Annotated in this window: 22 protein-coding genes; 15 read left to right on the top strand and 7 right to left on the bottom strand. The window is 71.0% G+C overall.

From position 1 onward, the window contains the following. Positions 1–25 precede the first annotated feature (25 nt). Complete coding sequence (locus KBY95_RS06115; protein WP_254964085.1) at positions 26–349, top strand: glutaredoxin domain-containing protein; 324 nt, start codon at positions 26–28, stop codon at positions 347–349. Next, a complete protein-coding gene (gene gshB, locus KBY95_RS06110; RefSeq protein ID WP_254964084.1) occupies positions 346–1335 on the top strand; it encodes a glutathione synthase in 990 nt (329 codons plus the stop codon). The genes KBY95_RS06115 and gshB overlap by 4 nt, the downstream gene beginning before the upstream one ends. Here the strand turns inward: gshB and KBY95_RS06105 are convergent. Continuing rightward, entirely contained in the window at positions 1328–2719 is a 1392-nt protein-coding gene (locus tag KBY95_RS06105; RefSeq protein ID WP_254964083.1) for an isochorismate synthase MenF, read from the bottom strand. The two genes, gshB and KBY95_RS06105, sit on opposite strands and share 8 nt — an antisense overlap. A gap of 71 nt (positions 2720–2790) precedes the next feature. Here KBY95_RS06105 and menA point away from each other — a divergent pair, with 71 nt between their 5' ends. The 5 genes from menA to KBY95_RS06080 are packed head-to-tail and all read left to right on the top strand — an operon-like array spanning position 2791 to position 6540. Continuing rightward, on the top strand, positions 2791–3780 hold the full coding sequence (gene menA, locus KBY95_RS06100) for a 2-carboxy-1,4-naphthoquinone phytyltransferase (protein WP_254964082.1): 990 nt from the start codon (positions 2791–2793) through the stop codon (positions 3778–3780). Continuing rightward, entirely contained in the window at positions 3777–4775 is a 999-nt protein-coding gene (locus tag KBY95_RS06095) for an o-succinylbenzoate synthase (protein ID WP_254964081.1), read from the top strand. Before menA ends, KBY95_RS06095 begins: the two co-directional genes overlap by 4 nt. A 56-nt stretch (positions 4776–4831) precedes the next feature. Next, positions 4832–6085: an AMP-binding protein gene (locus tag KBY95_RS06090; RefSeq protein WP_254964080.1), complete on the top strand. Its 1254-nt coding sequence runs from the start codon at positions 4832–4834 to the stop codon at positions 6083–6085. Positions 6086–6100: 15 nt separating this feature from the next. Then, complete coding sequence (locus KBY95_RS06085; RefSeq protein ID WP_216907804.1) at positions 6101–6367, top strand: TM2 domain-containing protein; 267 nt, start codon at positions 6101–6103, stop codon at positions 6365–6367. Further along, a complete protein-coding gene (locus tag KBY95_RS06080) occupies positions 6367–6540 on the top strand; it encodes a hypothetical protein (protein WP_254964079.1) in 174 nt (57 codons plus the stop codon). The genes KBY95_RS06085 and KBY95_RS06080 overlap by 1 nt, the downstream gene beginning before the upstream one ends. Here KBY95_RS06080 and KBY95_RS06075 read toward each other — a convergent pair. Then, the gene (locus KBY95_RS06075; RefSeq protein WP_254964078.1) at positions 6537–6992 is read right to left on the bottom strand and encodes a thioesterase family protein; all 456 of its coding nucleotides are present in this window, start codon (positions 6990–6992) and stop codon (positions 6537–6539) included. The two genes, KBY95_RS06080 and KBY95_RS06075, sit on opposite strands and share 4 nt — an antisense overlap. A gap of 116 nt (positions 6993–7108) precedes the next feature. On the opposite strand from KBY95_RS06075, the gene KBY95_RS06070 reads away from it, so the two are divergent. Beyond that, the gene (locus KBY95_RS06070) at positions 7109–7804 is read left to right on the top strand and encodes a hypothetical protein (protein ID WP_254964077.1); all 696 of its coding nucleotides are present in this window, start codon (positions 7109–7111) and stop codon (positions 7802–7804) included. On the opposite strand, the gene KBY95_RS06065 is transcribed toward KBY95_RS06070, so the two are convergent. From KBY95_RS06065 to KBY95_RS06055, 3 genes are all read right to left on the bottom strand, one after another. Further along, positions 7797–8900, bottom strand: coding sequence for a fatty acid desaturase (locus KBY95_RS06065; protein WP_254964076.1), 1104 nt, complete (start codon positions 8898–8900; stop codon positions 7797–7799). The two genes, KBY95_RS06070 and KBY95_RS06065, sit on opposite strands and share 8 nt — an antisense overlap. A gap of 117 nt (positions 8901–9017) precedes the next feature. Continuing rightward, the gene (locus KBY95_RS06060) at positions 9018–9431 is read right to left on the bottom strand and encodes a DUF2752 domain-containing protein (RefSeq protein ID WP_254964075.1); all 414 of its coding nucleotides are present in this window, start codon (positions 9429–9431) and stop codon (positions 9018–9020) included. Further along, on the bottom strand, positions 9428–10612 hold the full coding sequence (locus KBY95_RS06055; protein WP_254964074.1) for an NAD(P)H-quinone oxidoreductase subunit H: 1185 nt from the start codon (positions 10610–10612) through the stop codon (positions 9428–9430). Before KBY95_RS06055 ends, KBY95_RS06060 begins: the two co-directional genes overlap by 4 nt. Before the next feature lie 155 nt (positions 10613–10767). Here KBY95_RS06055 and KBY95_RS06050 point away from each other — a divergent pair, with 155 nt between their 5' ends. The 4 genes from KBY95_RS06050 to KBY95_RS06035 are packed head-to-tail and all read left to right on the top strand — an operon-like array spanning position 10768 to position 14342. Further along, positions 10768–11745 carry an aromatic acid exporter family protein gene (locus tag KBY95_RS06050; RefSeq protein ID WP_254964073.1) on the top strand — a complete coding sequence of 326 codons (978 nt, stop codon included), beginning with the start codon at positions 10768–10770 and terminating at the stop codon, positions 11743–11745. Further along, positions 11736–12845, top strand: a complete 1110-nt coding sequence (locus tag KBY95_RS06045; protein WP_254964072.1) for an FUSC family protein — start codon at positions 11736–11738, stop codon at positions 12843–12845. The genes KBY95_RS06050 and KBY95_RS06045 overlap by 10 nt, the downstream gene beginning before the upstream one ends. Next, a complete protein-coding gene (gene rsmH / locus KBY95_RS06040) occupies positions 12845–13747 on the top strand; it encodes a 16S rRNA (cytosine(1402)-N(4))-methyltransferase RsmH (RefSeq protein ID WP_254964071.1) in 903 nt (300 codons plus the stop codon). The genes KBY95_RS06045 and rsmH overlap by 1 nt, the downstream gene beginning before the upstream one ends. Positions 13748–13757: 10 nt before the next feature. Next, on the top strand, positions 13758–14342 hold the full coding sequence (locus KBY95_RS06035) for a DUF456 family protein (RefSeq protein WP_254964070.1): 585 nt from the start codon (positions 13758–13760) through the stop codon (positions 14340–14342). A 20-nt stretch (positions 14343–14362) separates the two neighbouring features. Here KBY95_RS06035 and KBY95_RS06030 read toward each other — a convergent pair whose 3' ends face one another. Next, entirely contained in the window at positions 14363–15196 is an 834-nt protein-coding gene (locus KBY95_RS06030; RefSeq protein WP_254964069.1) for a hypothetical protein, read from the bottom strand. 26 nt (positions 15197–15222) lie between these two features. Continuing rightward, the gene (locus tag KBY95_RS06025; protein ID WP_254964068.1) at positions 15223–16365 is read right to left on the bottom strand and encodes a cysteine desulfurase family protein; all 1143 of its coding nucleotides are present in this window, start codon (positions 16363–16365) and stop codon (positions 15223–15225) included. Between the two features lie 6 nt (positions 16366–16371). On the opposite strand from KBY95_RS06025, the gene KBY95_RS06020 reads away from it, so the two are divergent. The 3 genes from KBY95_RS06020 (at position 16372) to KBY95_RS06010 (ending at position 18742) form a co-directional block, all read left to right on the top strand. Beyond that, a complete protein-coding gene (locus KBY95_RS06020; RefSeq protein WP_254964067.1) occupies positions 16372–16947 on the top strand; it encodes a hypothetical protein in 576 nt (191 codons plus the stop codon). A gap of 9 nt (positions 16948–16956) precedes the next feature. Further along, entirely contained in the window at positions 16957–17748 is a 792-nt protein-coding gene (locus KBY95_RS06015) for a response regulator transcription factor (RefSeq protein ID WP_254964066.1), read from the top strand. Positions 17749–17851: 103 nt separating this feature from the next. Beyond that, positions 17852–18742, top strand: coding sequence for an RluA family pseudouridine synthase (locus KBY95_RS06010; RefSeq protein ID WP_254964065.1), 891 nt, complete (start codon positions 17852–17854; stop codon positions 18740–18742).

The raw sequence follows: 18742 nt of genomic DNA, 5'->3' as shown, positions 1-18742 counted from the left end.
GGTGAAGATGGCCGCGAGAGACTGGATGGAGATCCCAGGAGTCCCCCCAGAGCTGGCCGGGCAGGAGACCCTGGAGGTGAAGCCCCCCGCCAAGGTCGAGATCTACACCTACCGCTTCTCCTCCGATTGCATCCGGGCCAAGGGCCTGCTGGACAGACTCGGCGTTACCTACAACGAATTCATCATCGATGACGATGAGATCAACAAGGAAGTCATGATGAAACGCTCAGGCGGTCGTGCGAGCGTTCCCCAGATCTTTATCGACGGCATCGCCATCGGCGGCTATGTCGAGCTGCAGAAACTGAATGCTGCCGGCGAGCTGGCAACTTTCCTGCGACTGGCCGCGTGACCGGCGACCGGGAGGCCCAGTTGTTCGTGGTCGATCCGATCACGCGATTGCGGCCAGCCAAGGATTCCAGCGTGGCCCTGATGCAGGCGGCCCAGCGGGCGGGTCTGGAGGTCTGGGTCTGCACCCAGGCGGATCTCTCCACCGCCGGGGCCGATGATGGCGTCCACCGGCCCAGGGCCTGGGTCCAGCCGCTGCGACTGGCGCAGATGGCCGCCACGGCGGACGGATGGACCGTGCCGGAGCCCTGGTACGAGGCCGGTGAGCCCCGCGAGCTGCCGCTGGATCACTTCCGCTGGATCTGGATGCGCAAGGATCCGCCCGTCGACGAGGCCTATCTCTACGCCACCCAGTTGCTGGAGATGGCCGAAGCCACCGGCGTGCGCGTTCTCAATCGTCCGGCGGCCCTGAGGGCCTGGAACGAGAAGCTGGGCGCCCTGCGTTTCAGCCATCTGATGGCGCCATCCATGGTGAGCGCTCGGGTGGAGCAGCTGGCGGCCTTCGCCTCAGGCCATGAGGAGGTGGTGCTCAAGCCCCTGGCGGGCCGGGCCGGCCAGGGGGTGGTGCGGGCCGCGGCGGCGGCTCCCGGCCTGCGGGCGTTGCTGGAGCTGGTCACCCTCCAGGAAACGCTGCCCGTCATGGTTCAGGCCTTTCTGCCGGGGGTCAGCGCCGGCGACAAGCGGATCCTGCTGGTGGATGGGGAGCCCCTGGGCGCTGTGAATCGGCTGCCCAAGGCGGGTGAGTTCCGCAGCAACCTGGCCCTGGGTGGCGCCCCCGTCGCCGCCGATCTGAGCGACACCGAGCAGCGCATCTGCGCCGAGCTGGCCCCAGTGCTCCGGGCCGAGGGGCTCTTCTTCGTCGGCATCGACGTGATCGATGGCCGGCTCAGTGAGATCAACGTCACCAGCCCCACCGGGGTGCGGGAGGTGGAGTGGCTGGGGCGCCGCCCTCTGGCCGATCAGGTCATCGAGCGCCTGCTGGTCAGCTGAAGGAGGTGGCCAGCGGCAGGTTGAGCTGCTGCTGCAGCACCCCCAGCTTCAGGGCCACCTCCTGCAGTTCCCGCTCAGGGTGGGATCCCCGCACCAGCCCCGCCCCGGCTGTCAGCTCCAGCTGCCGGCCCCGCAGGGTGCCGCTGCGGATGGCCACCCGCAGATCCGTGTCGCCTTCGGTGTCGATCCAGCCGATGGGCGCGGCGTAGTGCCCCCGCTCGAACGGCTCGAGGCTGCGCAGCCAGGCCATCGCCTCACGCCGGGGCAGGCCCGCCACCGCGGGGGTGGGGTGCAGGGCTTCGGCCAGGGTGAGTGGGGCCTGGCCCTGCAATGAGGCCGTGATCGGGGTGTGCAGATGCACCAGGGAGCCATGGCGGGCCAGCCGCGGCCGCCGTGGCCGCCGGGGCTCCAGGCCCGCCTTCTGCAGCACGGATGTGATCGTTTCCACCACCAGCTCATGCTCGTGGCGGTCCTTGCCCGACTGCAGCAGGTCGTCAGCTGGTTCCCCCAGCGGGGCCGTGCCGGCCAAGGCATCGCTGCGCAGCTGGCCCTGCCGCAGGGTGAGCAGCCGTTCCGGTGAGGCCCCCACCAGGGCTTCCCGCTCTGATTGCTGCCACAGGAAGCGGCAGCTGCCGGGCTGGCTGCGGCGCAGGTGCGACAGCAGGCTGAGGGGATCGAGCGGACCATTCAGCACCAGCTGCTGGCGCACCGCCAGCACCAGCTTCTGCAGCTCGCCGCGCTCCACCAGCTCCAGGGCCCGATCCAGGGCGGAGCGGTAGCCCGCCTGCCAGTTGGAGCCATGGGCGATGCCCACCGGTAGGCCCCGGCTCGCCCCGGAGTGCCCAGAAGAGCTCAGGGCTTCGAGACGCTGGCGGGTGTCCCAGAGCTCCTCGGCCACGCTGCGGGCCGAGATGCCGCCCCCGAGGGCACGCTGCAGCCGCAGCCAGCAGTGGCGGCCCTGGCGGCTCAGCTGCCAGCTGGGCAGGACCGCCTGCACCCCCGCCGCGCCGGTGCCGGGCTGCAGGGGGCTCTCGAAGAAAGCGAAGGCCAGCAGCACCCGGGGCCGGGCAAGGGGGGGGCAGGGGGCTGCTTCCCGGGCCAGGCGGCTCAGGCTCAGGCTGCTGAAACGCTGGGCCAGTTCGAAGCGGCGCGGACCGCTCAGCTCCAGGCCATTGCATTGGCCAGCGGCGGCGATGCTGAGCCCCGGGGCGCCGTCCCAGAGGAAGCGGAAGTCGCCGCTGCCACCCAGGTGGGGCAGGGCGACAAGGGGGTCGAGGGCCGCCATCGGCAGGGCCAGGCTGAGCACTCCCTCCTCCTCCAGACGCCGGCTGGCGGCGGTGGCTGCCGAGAGCAGCGCGGAGAAGCTGGCAGGGGCCTGCACCAAGGGGCCGCGGGACCGGGGCGGAAGGCTGCTCAAATGTATGGGCCTTTCCCCGCCCAACGCCCGCGGCCCCCATGTCTGAGCCACAGGTCGTCGCAAGCCGTTACGCCGCCGGGGGCGTCGCCGCCTCGGAGGCCTCCTCTCGCGGCCGCCTCTGGCGTGCCGCCGTGAAGTGGCCCATGTACGCGGTGGCGGTGATGCCGGTGCTGCTGGCGGCCGGCTGGCGGCTCGGCCAGGGGTTGGCCCTGCGGCCCGAGCAGCTGGTGCTGTTTCTGCTGGCGGCGGTGCTGCTGCTGGCCTGGGAGAACCTTGCCAACGACGTCTTCGATGCCGACACCGGCGTCGACACCCACGGCAAGCCCCATTCCGTGGTCAACCTCACCGGCCGGCGCGACAGGGTGCTGTGGCTGGCCAACGGCTGCCTGCTGCTCGGCCTGGCGCTGATGGCCCTGGTGGCCCTGCGCAGCAGCGCCGTGGTGCTGCTGCTGGTGCTGCTCTGCTGCGGCCTGGGTTACCTGTACCAGGGGCCACCGTTCCGGCTCGGCTACCGCGGCCTGGGGGAACCCCTCTGCTGGCTGGCCTTCGGTCCCTGTGCCACGGCCGCCGCCCTGCTGGCCCTGGCTCCGGCCGGGGAGGGCACCGGCGGGGTGCCGTGGGGAGCGGCGCTGGTGCTGGGCAGCGGGCCGGCGGTGGCCACCAGCCTGGTGCTGTTCTGCTCCCATTTCCACCAGGTGGAGGAAGACGCCGCCCACGGCAAGCGTTCGCCGGTGGTGCGCCTCGGCAGCCAGCGGGCCGCCGCCCTGGTGCCCTGGTTCGTGGCCACCGCCCTGGCCCTGCAGTGGGCGCCCGTGCTGCTGGGCTGGTGGCCGCCCACGGCCCTGCTGGGGGCGATCGGCCTGCCGCCGGCCCGGGCCCTGATCCGGCTCCTGGGCGAGGAGCACCACAGGCCCGAACGCCTCGTCGGCAGCAAGTTCCTGGCCCTGCGGTTCCAGGCGCTCAATGGGCTGGGGCTGGCCGCTGGCCTGGCCCTCGGCCCCTGGCTGACGGCGCTGGCGGGCCGGTGAGCGCCCCTGTGGCCGGGGGAAGGCCCGAGGGGTGGCTGGGGCTGGAGATCAGGCCCTTCAGCTTCCGCCTGCCCCGGCCGCTGCAGACGTCCAGCGGCCGGCTGCAGGACAAACGGGGCTGGCTGCTGCGGCTGCAGGACCCCGATGGCGGCGTCGGCTGGGGGGAGGCGGCGCCGCTGGAGCCCAGCGAGACGCCGGCCGTGGCGGCGGCCCTGGCGGCCCTGGGCCCCGCCGTGGAACGCAGCGACCTGGAACGCAGGCTGCCGGCCCTGCCGCCCAGCCTGGCCTTCGCCCTGGGGGCCGCCCTGGCGGAATGCGACGGGGTGGTGGGAGCCGCTGCCGGTGGCGGCTGGCTCGCCGCGCCGCCACCGGCCTGGCTGCTGCCCGCCGGTGGGGCGATGCTCGCGGCCCTGGAGCTACGGCTCGCCGGCCCAGTGGCCACGGCGCTCACCGTCAAGTGGAAGGTGGCGGTGGCAGCCGATGGGCTGGAGCGGCAATGGCTGGAGCCGCTGCTGGAGCGCCTGCCGGCCGATGCACGCCTGCGGCTCGATGCCAACGGCGGCTGGGACCGGGCCACCGCCACCGCCTGGGCCGAGCGGCTGGCGCAGGAACCGCGGCTGGAGTGGCTGGAGCAGCCCCTGGCCCCGCACGACCAGGAGGGCCTCGAGGCGCTGGCCCTGAGGATTCCCGTGGCCCTGGATGAATCCCTGCGGCAGTGGCCCGAGCTGCGCCAACGCTGGGGTGGCTGGCAGGTGCGGCGCCCGTCCCAGGACGGTGATCCCAGGCCCCTGCTGGGCCAGCTGGGCCGGGGGGTGCCCCGGCTGATGCTCAGCACCGGCTTCGAAACCGGCATCGGCGTCCGCTGGACAGCCCACCTGGCGGCCTTGCAATGGCGCGGGCCGACGCCGGTGGCCCCCGGCCTGGCCCCGGACTGGTCGCCCAGCGGCCCCCTGTTCGACAGGGACCCGCAGCGGGTCTGGGCGGCGGCGGCCTGAGCCCCTGGCGGGGGGCCTGGAGTGGCCCTTAGCGTGGCCCTCCGCGGAGAGCCTGCGTGGCCGATCCTTCCTGGGCGCCCCAGCTGTTTGACCCCGCCCGGGCCGGCCCCGAGGCGGCGGCGGCCCAGCTGGAGCAGGCCTGGGGGCGGCAGCAATTGGTGGCCCTGGCGGGGCCCGGCCAGCAGGCGGACCTGGCCGGCGCCCTTGGCGGCGCCCCGGGGGAACTGGCGGACCTGGCACGGTTCGGGGCCGCCGTGGTGGTGGGCAGCGGTGGCAGCGCCGGTGGGCGTCACTGGTGCCTGCAACCCCTGGCCCACCTGCAGGCTTCCGCCGCCGCCACCGCCACCTGGCTGGAGGCCCTGGGGCTGGAGCCGGCCGCCTGCCTGCACCTCGACCCCCTGCCGTTGCACCACGTCAGCGGCCTGCTGCCCCTGGTGCGCGCCCGCCACTGGGGGGGCGAGTGGCGCTGGCTGGCCCCCTCACTGCTGCGCCGGCCGCAGGACTTGCCCCAGGCCTGCCCCCTGCCCCGGGATCGCCCGGTGCTGCTCTCGCTCGTGCCCACCCAGCTGGCTCGTTTGCTGGCCAGCCCCGAGGCCACCGCCTGGCTGGCGGGCTGCGCCGTGATCTGGGTCGGTGGTGCGGGCCTGCCGGCACCGCTGGCCGCCGCCGCCCGCCGCGCCCGCCTGCCCCTGGCCCCCTGCTACGGCGCCACCGAAACCGCCGCCATGGTGTGTGCCTTGCCGCCGCAGCGGTTCCTGGCCGGAGCCGCGGGCTGCGGTGAACCCCTGGCCGACGTGGCCCTGCGCCTCGATGGCGCCACCGGCGCGGTGGAGGTGCGCTGCGGCCGCCTCAGCCCCGGCCGGCTTGTGGCGGGCCGGCTGCTGCCCCTGCCGCTGCAACCGGGCGGCTGGTGGCGCAGCGGCGATGCCGGGCGGCTCGACGCCGAGGGGCTGGCGGTGCTGGGCCGCCTGGATGGGGCCTTGCACAGTGGCGGCGAGACGGTCTTCCCGGAGCAGCTGGAGGAACGGCTGCAGGTTGAGGCGGCCTGCGCTGGCGCAGGCCTGGAGGCGCTGCTGCTGCTGGCCCGGCCCGATCCGGAATGGGGGCAGCAGCTCGTGGCCCTGGTGCGTCCCCGGCAGGAGGGCGAAGGGGCGGAACTGCTGGAGGTGCTGCAGGCCCTTACGGCCGCCTGGCCCCCCGCCGAGCGGCCGCGGTCCTGGCACCTCTGCCCGTCGCTGGCCCCCACCGCCGCGGGCAAATGGGAACGGGGACGTTGGCAGCGGTGGCTGGACTCGCTAGAAGCCTTCTGAACGGCACCCACACCGATGACCGACAGCCAACAGGTCGAGACCAGCAACAAGAAGCTGGCAGCAGGGCTGCTGGCCATCTTCCTGGGATCGCTGGGCATCCACAAATTCGTTCTGGGCTACAGCAAACCCGGGCTGATCATGCTGCTGGTCACGGTGCTCACCTGCGGCTTCGGCGCCTCGGTGATGGGGATCATCGGGGTGATTGAAGGTGTGATCTACCTCACCAAGTCGACGGAGGAATTCCAGGCCCAGTACATCGACGCCACCCGGGAGTGGTTCTGATGCCGGCCCCCCACCCGAGGCTGGGCCTCGCCCTGCTGGTGGGGGGTGGGCTGGTCAGTTTCGTGGCTTTGGGGGCTACGCCGCACGATGGTCTCCATCCCCTGGCCCTGATGGGGGCGCTGCTGCCCCTGCAGTTGGCCGCCCTGGTGTGGGCCCTGCTGAACCGCCGCTAGCCGTCCGGCCGGCTGGCCTCCAGCCAATTCACGAGGCTGCCGGGCAGATCCGTACGCTGCTGGCTGGCTACCTCAATGGCTACGTGCCAGGTCAGACCGGTGGCGGCCTCCTTGCCGTTGTGCAGAAAGCGGTAGCGAATCTCGAAGCTGCCGCGATCGCGCTGCAGGGGCCGCAACTCGATGGCCAGGGGATCCCCGCAGACGAGCGGCCTGAGGTAGTCGGCGCTGATGTGCACGATCGGCAGCGCCACGGGCGGTGTCCGGCCCGGCCCGGGAAAGATGGCGCCGGACGCCACGCCGAACCGTTCCAGGCTTTCCTCGTAGGCCACATGGCACCAGCGCAGCAGCTGGTGGAAGTGCATCACCCCAGCGGCGTCGGTGTCACCGAAGCGCACCGTGCGGCAGAGCAGCAGCCAGTCCGCCGGGGTGCGTGGTGGGTTGGATGGGGACATCAACCTCCGTGGCGTCGCCGTCTTGCCCGTGGGCCCATCCTGGCGCCCCTTTGCCGCCGCCGGCACCTGCCCGTTGCTGGCCTCCCGGAACGCCCCTAGGTTCCGCGCAGTACGGAATGCCTCCCTTGGCCGCCGCCATCGCCTACGAGCCGCCCACCATCTCCAAGGCCTGGGCCGCCTTCCTGGCCCACATCCCCACGATCCTGCTGATCTGGGTGGTCACGATTGTCCTGACGGTCATCGGCGTTGTGGCCTCCCTGGCGCTCACGGCCCTCGGCGTCGGACTGTCCAGCAGCGGCGCAGGCGGTGATGCCGCTTCCGGTGTGGCGGCGGTCCTTGGCAATCTGGTGCAGCTGCCCTTCACGATCCTCTCCAATCTGGTGGGGGTGCTGTTCGTGGCTGTCCCGGCGATGCATTACGCCAGTGGTGAGATCATCGGCACCGAACCTGCCTTGCGGGTTCTGATGCATCGGCCCATCCGCTATCTCCTGGCCGGTGTCCTGTTCACGGTTGTGGCCGCGATCGGTTTCGTGTTCTGCATCCTGCCCGGCATCGCCGTCACCCTGGTGATGCCGGTGTATGTCAACAAAGTGTTTCTCACCGACAGCCCCATCCTTGAAGCCTTCTCCTCGTCATTTCAGGCCGTGTATGGATCAGCGAAGGGCCGTACTTTCGCTGGCATTGAACTGATCGCCTGGCTGCTGGTGCTGGTGGTGACGATTTTCACCTGCGGCCTGGGCTCTCTGGTCGCGGTGCCGGTAGCCACCTTCTACATCCAGAACGCCGCCTATCACCAAGGCGTGCTCAGCTGAGGGGACAGGACTGGACAATGGTGCCGCAACTGCTGGCGAAGGTGGTGGCATCCAGGTAATGCCGGGGGGTCTGCCTCAGCAGTTGCCAGGCGTGGGGGGCGCTCAGCAGGTTGAAGCGATCCGGATAATGCTCCTGCAGCAGTGCTCGCACCTGGGGGTAGTAATCAGGATTCATGCCCGGAAAAATATGGTGTTCGGTGTGATAGGAGAAGTTGAAATGAAGGGCGTCAAAAATGACTGGCATCTTCAGCGAAATGCTGTTGATGAGGGGGTCGTTGGTGTCGGTGGCCTGGCAGGCCATGTGATTGGTGTAGATGTAGGCCATCACCACGCTGTAGCCGATCCAGATGGGCAGAAAGTAGCCCAGAAGCAGGGGCACAGGGCGTAGGCCGATGAAGCCAATGATGGACGCGTGGATCAAAACGATGACGGCCAGTTCGATGGCAATCTGGCGCCTCTCCCGGCTGCTCACCTGAAAGGAGAACACCGGATAGCGCGTGGATCCATTGTTGAACAGCAGTACCGATGTCAGGTTTCGGAAGGCGTGCACACCCCAGGCTGAGGTCATGCCCACAGTCAGCCAGAACGGGTGCACTTCAACCGATGGCACAAACAGATTCTGGATCCATTTTCCCCAGCTCGCTGGCTGGTTGGCGTTGTAATTGCGATCCGGATCCTGTTCGGAATTGGTCTTGCCGTGATGTTCCCGGTTGTGAACGGCTTTCCACAGGGTCGGGGGCATCCACAGCAGGGCCAGGCCGAGCAACTGAACCAGCCAGCGCAGCTGGGGCTGGCGGATCGCCTTGCTGTGCATCATGTCGTGGGTGCCGAAGAGCATCACCACCACGGCGTTGCCCATCACCAGGGCGAAGGGCAAAAAGAGAAGCAGACCCTGCCAATGGCTGGCCTGAAGCTGGCGGGCCATGGCCCAGCCCAGCACCAGGATGGCCCCATTGAGGCTGAGGATTGTGAGGGTGCCCCTAACGGGGGTGAAGGCGTCGGCGGGGAGCAGGGGGCGGAGCTGTTTGGCGTAGTCGGGCTGGGCGATCAGAAGCTGAGCACCGGTGGGTGCTGCAGGGCTTGACGAAAGGGGCAAGGAATTCCTGGTGTGGACCGGTGAGCAACGGGGGAGGCCCATCCCAGATCCAGCGTAGGTCGGCCCACGGAATGGCCGTGGCGGTGGCGTGTTCGGTCGGATGCCGCCCCCGCCGGATCAGGGGAGCGGAAAGGCCTGCAGGCCGATGCCGTAGGTCAGCCCCATCCGTCCGGCCCAGTAGAGGAGAAGCAGCAGGCCGATGCCGGCGAGGTGGTGGCCCCGCAGGACCCTGGGCACGAGTCGGCCGGTCCGCAGGGCCTGCAGCGACCAGATGACCAGGCCGGCGGCCAGCATCGGCCCGAAGGCGTGCAGGGCCAGGGAGTCGTCGAAGCGCCCCACCAAGCTCGCCGCCGTGGCCCGGGTCAGGTAGCAGGTGGGGCAGGGAAGGCCGGTGAGGGCGCGCAGGGGGCAGCTGAATCCAGGCAGGCCTGGGTGCAGCCCCTTCAGCACCAGCAGGCCTGTCACCCCGAGGGGCAGGAGGGGGCCGCAGCGCTCCAGCCGGCGAATCCAGCGCCGACCGACACTGTTCACCGGTCGACGGAGCCCATGATCACGTCGATCGAACCGAGGATGGCCATGATGTCGGCCACCTTGGCCCCCTTGAGGATGTGGGGCAGGATCTGGAGGTTGTTGAAATCGGCGGCGCGGATCTTCCAGCGCCAGGGAGTGACGTCGTTGTTGCCCATGATGAAGACACCCAGTTCGCCCTTGCCCGACTCCAGGCGGCAATACAGCTCACCTTCGGGAATCTTGAAGGTGGGAGCCACCTTCTTGGCGACGTACTGGTAGTCGAAGCCATACCACTCGCTCTTCTTTCCTTCGGCCATGCGGCGGGCCTCCAGATTCTCGGTGGGGCCGCCGGGAATCATGCTGATGGCCTGGCGCAGGATTCTCAGGGACTGGCGCATCTCCTCGATCCGCACCCGGTAGCGGGCATAGCAGTCACCCTCTTTCTCCCACGCCACCGACCACTCGAAATCGTCGTAGCACTCGTAATGATCCACCTTGCGCAGGTCCCAGGGCACGCCTGAGGCCCGCAACATCGGCCCGGAGAGGCTCCAGTTGATCGCCTGCTCCTTGCCGATCACCCCGAGCCCCTCAATCCGCTTGCGGAAGATGGGATTGTTGGTGATCAGTTTTTCGTACTCATCGATCTTGGGGCCAAACCAATCGCAGAAATCGGCGCACTTCTCCAGCCAGCCGTAGGGAAGATCGACGGCCACGCCGCCGATGCGGAAATAGTTGTTGTTGATCAGTCGCTGGCCGGTGGCCGCCTCCCAGAGGTCGTAGATCATCTCCCGCTCCCGGAAGATGTAGAAGAAGGGCGTCTGGGCCCCGACGTCGGCGAGGAACGGGCCGAGCCAGAGCAGGTGGTTGGCGATGCGGTTGAGTTCCAGCATCAGCACCCGGATGTAGCTGGCCCGCTTCGGTACGGGCACGTCGGCCAGCCGTTCCGGCGCATTCACCGTGATCGCCTCGTTGAACATGCCCGCCGCGTAGTCCCAGCGACTCACGTAGGGCACGAACATCACATTGGTGCGGTTCTCGGCGATCTTCTCCATACCGCGGTGGAGATAGCCGATCACCGGCTCGCAGTCGATCACGTCCTCGCCGTCGAGGGTCACCACCAGCCGCAGTACCCCGTGCATCGACGGGTGGTGGGGGCCGAAATTGACCACCATCGGCTCGGTGCGGGTCTCGAGCTGGGTCATGAAGGAGGGCGGCTGACGGGCCGGGACCGAGTTGGAGCGGAGTCTAGGTAGGTGGAAGCCATGCGGGCCTGGCTCGGAGCCTGATCCGGGTGGGGCTCCGGCGCCGCTACGGCCCCGTGGCGGCGCGATCATGACCACGACCCTGACGGCCCTGCATGAATCCCCAGCTGCTGCGCAACAGCCTCAAGCTGGCGGTGGCCGCCTTCATCACCTCGGCTCTGGTGGAGCGCTTCGACCGCATTGCCTTCGCCTGGTACCCGCTGCTGGCGGTGGTGATCGTGGTCGACGACAACGACGATCTCACCGTGAAGGCCGCCACCGGCCGCATCCTTGGCACGGCGGCCGGTGGGTTGATCACCTTTCTGGTTCACAGCATCGCCGCCGGGTGGCCCGGGGTGCTCCTGTCGCTGTTGCTGATCGCCCCGATGTTGCGGCTGCTGGGCTGGCAGAGCGCCCTGAGCACGGCCGCATTGATCCCGGTGATGTTCCTGATGATCCCCGGCCACGCCGCGCTCAACTGGGATTACGTGTTCAACCGTGCCCTCGACACCTCGATCGGCTGCATCGTGGCCATTGCCGTGGGGCTGCTCTTCTGGCCCCGCAATGGTCTCCAGCAGCTCGAGGCGGCGGAGCTTGGGCTGGTGGCGATGCTGCGCGGTCAGCTGGCGGGCTACAGGCACTGGCTGGCCGGGGAGGCCCCCCGCCCGGGCCCGTTGTCGCCTGCCTCCCTGGGTGCTGGCCTGGAGCGGATGGAGACCCTGCTGCATCAGGAGCTCAGCGGGCCGCGCTGGCGGCTCCTGCAGGCGGGTGACTGGCGCCGCCGGCTGCAGCTCTGGCAGAGCCTGCGCCTTCACTGGCTGCAATGGGAGCGGTTGCTCCTGGCGAGCGATCCGCCGCCTCCCGATCCGGCCTGTCCCAGCCCGCTCAGCGTTGCCATTGAGGCGCTGGCGGCCCAATGCGAGGGGGGTGGCGGTGCCGATCTCCCGGTCATCCCGCTGGAGGACTGGACGGCCCTGGCCGCCGGCAGCGGCCGTTCGCTGCTCACCCTGCTGGCCCTGGCCCAGGAGCAACGCCCGCTGCTGGAGAGCGGTCAGGAACTCGCCCGCCTGCGTGGTGTCGCCCCATGCCCCTGATCACCCGCGTCGATCTGCGGCTTGCTCTCACCACCGGGCTGGTCAACGGCTTCAGCAGCCTCAGTGGCCTCGCCTTCGGTTACTACGCCCCATTGGCGGTGCTGGCGGTCTGCAGCGGCACCTACGGCTCCTCCCTGGAGCTGGGCCGCCAGCGGATCCTGGGCTCGCTGCTGGGCGGGGTTCTGCTGGTGGTCGGCGTGCGCGGTCTGCAGGGCCTGCCGATGCCCGTGGGCCTGGCGATCGCTCTGGGGTCGCTGCGGCTGATCGGCGGCGCCCTGGGGCTGAAGGTCGGTTACAAGGTGGGCGGAATGATCATGGTGATGGGCTGGATCGTCCACGACAACGCGCTCAGCTCCTGGCTGCCGCTGCGGCTGATCTGGACCGTCGCCGGCATCCTGGCGGCGTTGCTGAGCTTGCGCCTGTTCTGGCCGAGCCGCAGTCAGAGGGCCGTGCTGGCGAGTCTGGCCGAGCTGTTCGCCGGTCTGGCCGACGATCTGGAGTTCGAGGCCGCGGCTTTGCCCCCCGCGGCGGCGCCCGCCGATCCGGCGGCGGCCGCTGCCCGCCTGCGGGCCCGCCAGACGACCCTGCAGACGCTGCGCGGCCAGCGGCCGGCCCTCGATGTTGAGCTGGGAACCAAGCCCTCCCGCCATCCCCTCCACCGGTTGGTGGAGACCCTGGAGGGGGCCGGTTCGCGGCTGCTCAGCGCCAGCCGGGATCTCGCCGACCAGCCCATGCTGGAGGCTGATGCCGGGGCGCTGCTGGAATCGCTTCAGGCCGACCAGGCCGAGCTGTTGCGGGTGCTGGCGGCACGCCTGGCCCTCTGGAGCCGCCTGATCGGCCGGGAAGCGGGGTCCCTGCCGCCGCCGCCCGCCTCCCCCCTGCTGCTGCCTGCGGCCTGGCAGGGGCTCGAGGAGCGTTTCAACGATCCCCGGCTCGATCGGCTGCCGGCGGCGCAGCTGGAGAGGCTGGCGATCCGCTTCACCCTCGGCCGCATGCTGCACGAGGCGATCGAGACCGCCGAGCGCGGCTGGCGCCTTCTCAGCCAGGACCTCAACCAGGGCCGGCGGCGGCCGCGGCCGCTGCAGGCCAGGATGGGCTGATGGTGGCTTCGGGTTCCTTCGCGCACGTGCCTGTTCTGGCGGATGCGGTGCAGGAGGGCCTGGCCCCGCTGGCCGCCCTGCTGGCGGAGCGACCCGGCGGTGGCGTGCTGATCGACTGCACCCTCGGCGGTGGCGGCCACAGCGCCCTGCTGCTGGAGGCCCATCCCGCCCTGCGGCTGGTGGGTCTCGACCGCGACCCCGGCGCCCGGGTGGCCGCCGCGGCGGCCCTGGCCCGCTTCGGTGACCGCGTGCACATTGAGGCCGCCAACTTCGCCGACCACCTCCCCACCGAGCCAGCTCTGGTCGTGCTGGCCGATCTGGGGGTCAGCAGTCCCCAGCTGGATGAGCCCAGCCGGGGCTTCAGCTTCCGTGCCCCCGGCCCCCTGGACATGCGCATGGACCCGGAGGCTGGCGAGACGGCCGCCCAACTGATCGACCGGCTGGGGGAGTCGGAGCTGGCGGATCTGATCCATGCCTACGGCGAGGAGCGGCTGTCACGCCGCATCGCCCGGCGTCTGGTGGCCGAGCGCCCCTGGGCCGGCAGCGGTCGCAGCACCGCCGACCTGGCCTATGCCGTGGCCGGGTGCTTCCCTCCCAAGGCGCGCCACGGCCGCATCCATCCGGCCACCCGCACCTTCCAGGCCCTGCGGATCGCTGTCAATGACGAGCTGGGGGCCCTCGACCAGCTGCTGGCTCAGGCCCCCGACTGGCTGGTGCCGGGTGGGCTGCTGGCGGTGATCAGCTTCCACTCCCTGGAAGACCGGCGCGTCAAGACGGCCTTCCTCACCGATCCCCGCCTGGAACGGCTCACCCGCAAACCCTTGGTGGCCAGCGAGGAGGAGGAGCTGGCCAACCCCCGCAGCCGCTCGGCCAAGCTGAGGCTGGCCCGCCGCGTGGCCTGATCCTGCCGCCATGACCCCGGCCAGCCTGCCAACGCTCGATCGTGTCGATCTGCTCTGGTGGCTCGCCCTGCTGATCCAGGCCCTGGCCATCCCCGGCACCGTGCTGCCGGTGGCGCCTGGCCTCACCCTGCTGCCCCTGGGTGCCTTGCTGTGGTGCTGGGCCGTGGGCTGGGCCGCCGGCTGGCCGGCCCTGCTGCTGGGTGTCGTGCTGCTTGCCCTGGGTTGGGGAGCCGAGGCCCTGGGCCTGCTGCTCGGCCCGGCCCGGCTGCAGGCCACCCGCTGGAGTTATGTCGGTGCCGGCCTGGGTCTGGTGGTGGGCCTGCTGGGGCTGCTGCCGGCCCTGCCGGTGGGTGGGCCCCTGCTTGGCGCCCTTGTTGGGCCCCTGCTCGGGGCCAGCCTCGGCGAGCTGCTCACCGCCCCGCCCTCCCTTGGGCCGCCGGGCCTGGGGCGGCTGCGCCGCTCCCTGCTGGTGGGTTTGGCGGTGGTGGCCGGCATGCTGGTCAGTCGCCTGGCCCAGCTGCTGCTGGCTGTGGTGGGAGTGTTGGGGTTCGTGCTGCTCACCGCAGGCCCCTTCGCCACCCGCCTGGCCGCCTGAGGCGTCCGGCTGCGTCGCCCTCAGCGGCTGGGGTGGGGCGGCAGGGGATCGACGCCACCGCTGGCCAGCACCAGCTGCCGGTAGGCCGCCGTGGCGATGCAGACCACCAGGGGCCAGGCCACGAAGCCCCCCACCAGGCAGGCCAGCAGACCGAGCAGCAGCAGCAGGCCCTCGATCAGGGTGAGCAGCAGCACCATCAGCCAGCTGGGGTCCACCAGGGACCGCCCCCGTTCCAGGGCGGTGCGGGAGCCGGCCCGCTCGAACAGCACGATCTGGGTGAGGAAGCTCTGGTTGATCGCCAGATAGATCACGCCCAGCAGCAGCACCCCCAGCAGCAGGGCGAACACCACCGCCAGGCTCAGGCCCAGCACCTCCACCAGGGTGCGGCTGAACGGCACCAGCTGGTCGGCGTAGAACCCGAGCAGCGCCAGGGGGCCACCCACGAGGAGCAGCAGGCCGATCAGCGGCACGAGCACCACAGCCGCCAGCAGCAGCCAGGCCCGCAGCAGCCGCCCGAACACCTCGCCATCCCAGCGCATCAGCTGCCCCAGGGAGGGGTGGCCGCCCTGGATGGCGCTGCCGGCGCCACGCACCAGCCCGATGGCACACCAGAGATTGAGCAGCAGGTTCGCCGTCAACCCGATCAGGTACAGCAGCCAGTCGAGGGGGTCGGTGGAGGCCACGCCTCCGTTGCTGATGTGGCTCTGCAGGGGCTGGATCAGAAACTGGAGCGCGATCACCACCAGGGGGAAGCCCACGAAGGGCCCCGGGCTGCGGCTGAAGGCCCGCCAGCCCTCCTGGAGGGCATCACCGAAGTTGAGCCGGGGCCCAGGGCGCCCGACGGGTGCGCGCATCAACGCAAGGCCATAGACCCCGAAAGCTAGGCAGGCACTCGCAAGTCCGCCACCGCGGCGCCAACGGCGGCCACGGCCACGTCGATGTCGGCCGCCGTCGTTCCCCGCCCCAGCCCGAAGCGGACCGTGGCGCCAGCGGCGCGGCGGTCGAGGCCGAGGGCGGCCAGCACGTGGGAGGGGCTGCCCTGGCTGCAGGCCGAACCGCTGCTCACCGCCACGCTGCGGCGCAGTTGCCGGTGCAGGCGGGTGCCGTCCACCCCCTCCACCGTGACGCTGAGGCTGTGGGGGAGGGTATGGAGCGGGTGGCCGTTGCGGCGTACACCGCCGAGGGCCTCCAGCTCTTCCCACAGGCGGTCGCGCAGGGCCCCAAGGCGTGCGGCCCGCTCCTGACGGTCGGCCAGGGCGCCGGCCACGGCGGCGCCGAGGCCCACGATCAGGGGCACCGGCAGAGTCCCGCCCCGCAGGCCGCCCTCCTGGCCGCCGCCGAGCTGCTGGGGGGCCAGGGGCACCCCCGGGCGCCGCAGCAGGGCGCCGACCCCCTTGGGGCCATAGAGCTTGTGGCCACTGAGGCTGAGCAGGTCGATGCCGAGGTCCGCCATGGCCAGGGGGATGTGGCCCACCGCCTGGGCGGCGTCGCAATGGAACAGCACCCCCCGCTCACGACAGACGGCACCGATGTCGGCCAGGGGCTGCAGCACGCCGATCTCGTTGTTCGCCGCCATCACCGACAGCAGCAGGGTGTCGGGGCCCAGGGCCTCGGCGAGCCGCTCGGGGGCGACCAGGCCATCGGCCCCCACCGGCAGCACGGTGAGCGGAAAGCCGTGGCGCTCCAGCCAGGCCAGGGGCTCCAGCACGGCCCGATGCTCGCTGGCCAGGGTCACCAGCCGGCGGCGGGGCTCCCCCCGCTCCAGGGCCGCCTCGGCCACTCCGCGCAGCGCCAGGTTGTTGGCTTCGGTGGCGCCGCTGGTGAAGATGACCGCGTCGCTGTCCATGCCCAGCGCCTGGGCCACCCGGTCCCGGGCGATGTCCACGGCCGCTCCCGCTTCCAGGGCCGGCCGGTACAGGCGGCTGGAGGGATTGGCGGCGTTCTGGGTCCACCAGGGCGCCATCGCCGCCAGCACCGCCGGATCGCACGGCGTGCTCGCGTGGTGGTCGAGGTAGGTCAGCATGGGGCCATGCTGAACCGTCCTCGCGCCACCGGTGCCTTCCCCCTGCGGCTGGGTCCTGCGCTACCCCTGGCCTTGCTGGCGACGTTCTCCCTGGCGGCTGTCTCCGTGGCTGTGGTCACTGCGACGGTGGCCTGGCCTGCGGCCGCCCAGGAGGACTCCCGCAGCAACGCCGAGAACCGCCCGCCGGGCTTTCAGCTGCTGCTGGACCGGGTGACCCACCGGGGCCGGGAGGTGGTGGGTCTCTACGGCCTGGTGAGCGAACCCAACCAGCCGGGGATGTGGCGCGTGCAGGTGTGGGAGGAGCTCGATGACCGGGTCACCGTGGCCACCGACAAGATCGGCTGCAGCCTCACCAGCCCCCTGCGGATCACCGGCACCGCACGCCGGCTGATCATCCGCGAGCTCAATCCCGGCGGGGTCATCACCCCCTCCAACCGTCTCGACCACCTCATGTGGTGGGCCGTCTGCGTGCCCGCCCAGGCCGGCAAGGACCCCGCCACACTCGGCCCCCTGGCCCGTCAGCTCGGCTACAGCGGCCTGTTACGAGAGAAAGAACAGGTGGTGGTCGGTCCCGGTCGATAGATTTGCCCCATGAGCCAAGATCCATCCGCCGCCGACGGCCCCATCTCCGAGCCGTCCGGGACGGAGGAGGCACTGGAAGTCTCCGCCAGCACCCCGGTGCGGCTGCTGCTGGTGGACGACGAGCCGGGGCTGCGCACGGCGGTCAAGGCCTACCTGGAGGACGAGGGCTTCGCCGTCACCACCGCCAATGACGGTGAGGAAGGCTGGACGGCGGCCCAGGCCCAGATGCCCGATGTGGTGATCACCGACGTGATGATGCCCCGCTGCGACGGCTACGGCCTGCTGAAGCGGCTGCGGGCCGATGAGCGCCTTGGGGGCACGCCGGTGATCTTCCTCACCGCCAAAGGCATGACGGCTGACCGCATCGCCGGTTTCCAGGCCGGCGCCGATGACTACATCCCCAAGCCGTTCGACCCGGATGAACTGGTGGCCCGGGTGCGCAACGTGGTGCGTCGCCAGGAGCGGCTGCTGGCGGAGGCGGCCCGCTTCGCCGATGCCGACATCGGTGCCATGGCCCGTCAGATCACCGAGATCCGTTCGATGCTGGGGGGCGGTGGCGCCAGCGGCGCTGGCGGCAGTGCCCGCAAGCCCGTCACTGAGGTCAAGCTTGATTTCACCCCCCGCGAGGCCAGCGTCCTGCAGCTGGTGGCGGAGGGAATGATGAACAAGGAGATCGCCCGCCGGCTGGAAACCTCGATCCGCAATGTGGAGAAGTACGTGAGCCGGCTGTTCATCAAGACCGGCACCGCCAGCCGCACCGAGCTGGTGCGTTTCGCCCTCGAGCACGGGCTGGTGGATTGAGGTCCGCCACCTCCCACCGCTGAGCCAGGAAGCGGGCTGGCTGCCGGCCCAGCGCAACGACGGCTGGACCTACCGCGACCGCGTTCCCCCCGGCGGAGCCGGAATGCGCGTCGTGGCCTACTACGCCGGCCGTTACCCCCACTCCGGAGCGGCCGATTGGCAACGGCGCCTCGACGCCGGCGAGATCAGCCGCAATGGTGAGCCGCTGCGGGCTGAGGCGATCCTTGCCACGGGCGACCGGCTGCTCTGGCGGCGTTCCCCCTGGCAGGAGCCCGCCGTGCCGGTGGGTTGGGGGGTGATCCACGACGACGGCGATCTGCTGGTGATCGACAAGCCCAGCGGCCTGCCCGTGCTGCCAGCCGGAGGATTCCTGGAGCACACCGTGCTGCGGCTGCTGGAGCGCCAGAGCGCCGCCGGGCCGGCCGGGGCGCCGCCACCGCGACCGGTGCACCGGCTCGGCCGCTTCACCTCCGGCCTGCTGGTCTGCGCCCGCCGCCCGGCCACCCGCGCCTGGCTGAGCCAGCGGTTGCGGGACAGCAGCGCCGCGGGTGAAGGCGAGGCCCCGTCCTGCCGCAAGCTTTACCGCACGCTGCTGCTGCCGGGGGGCCTCCAGCTGGAGCTGGGCGAAGCCCTGCCGATCACCATCGCCATCGGCCGCCGGGCCCACCCGTTGCTGGGGACGATCTGGTGCGCCGCCCCGGACGGGCTGGCCGCGATCAGTGAGCTGACCCTGCTGCGGCGCCATCCGGACGGGGATCTGGCCCAGGTGGAGATCGCCACGGGCCGGCCCCACCAGATCCGCATCCACTGCGCCGCCATCGGGGCGCCGCTGCTGGGGGATCCCCTCTATCTGGCCGGGGGATCGGCCCGGGCGGAGGTGCTGCCGGGGGAGGGGGGCTACCGGCTGCATGCCCATCGCCTGGCTCTGGCGGGACCCGACGGGGCCAGCCTCACCTGGGAGGCGCCCCTGCCGAAGTGGGGCCAGGGCGGCTGA

The sequence above is a fragment of the Cyanobium sp. Aljojuca 7A6 genome, from assembly GCF_024346455.1.
GTDB lineage: Bacteria > Cyanobacteriota > Cyanobacteriia > PCC-6307 > Cyanobiaceae > Cyanobium.
This window is presented reverse-complemented; position numbering and strand designations above follow the sequence as displayed.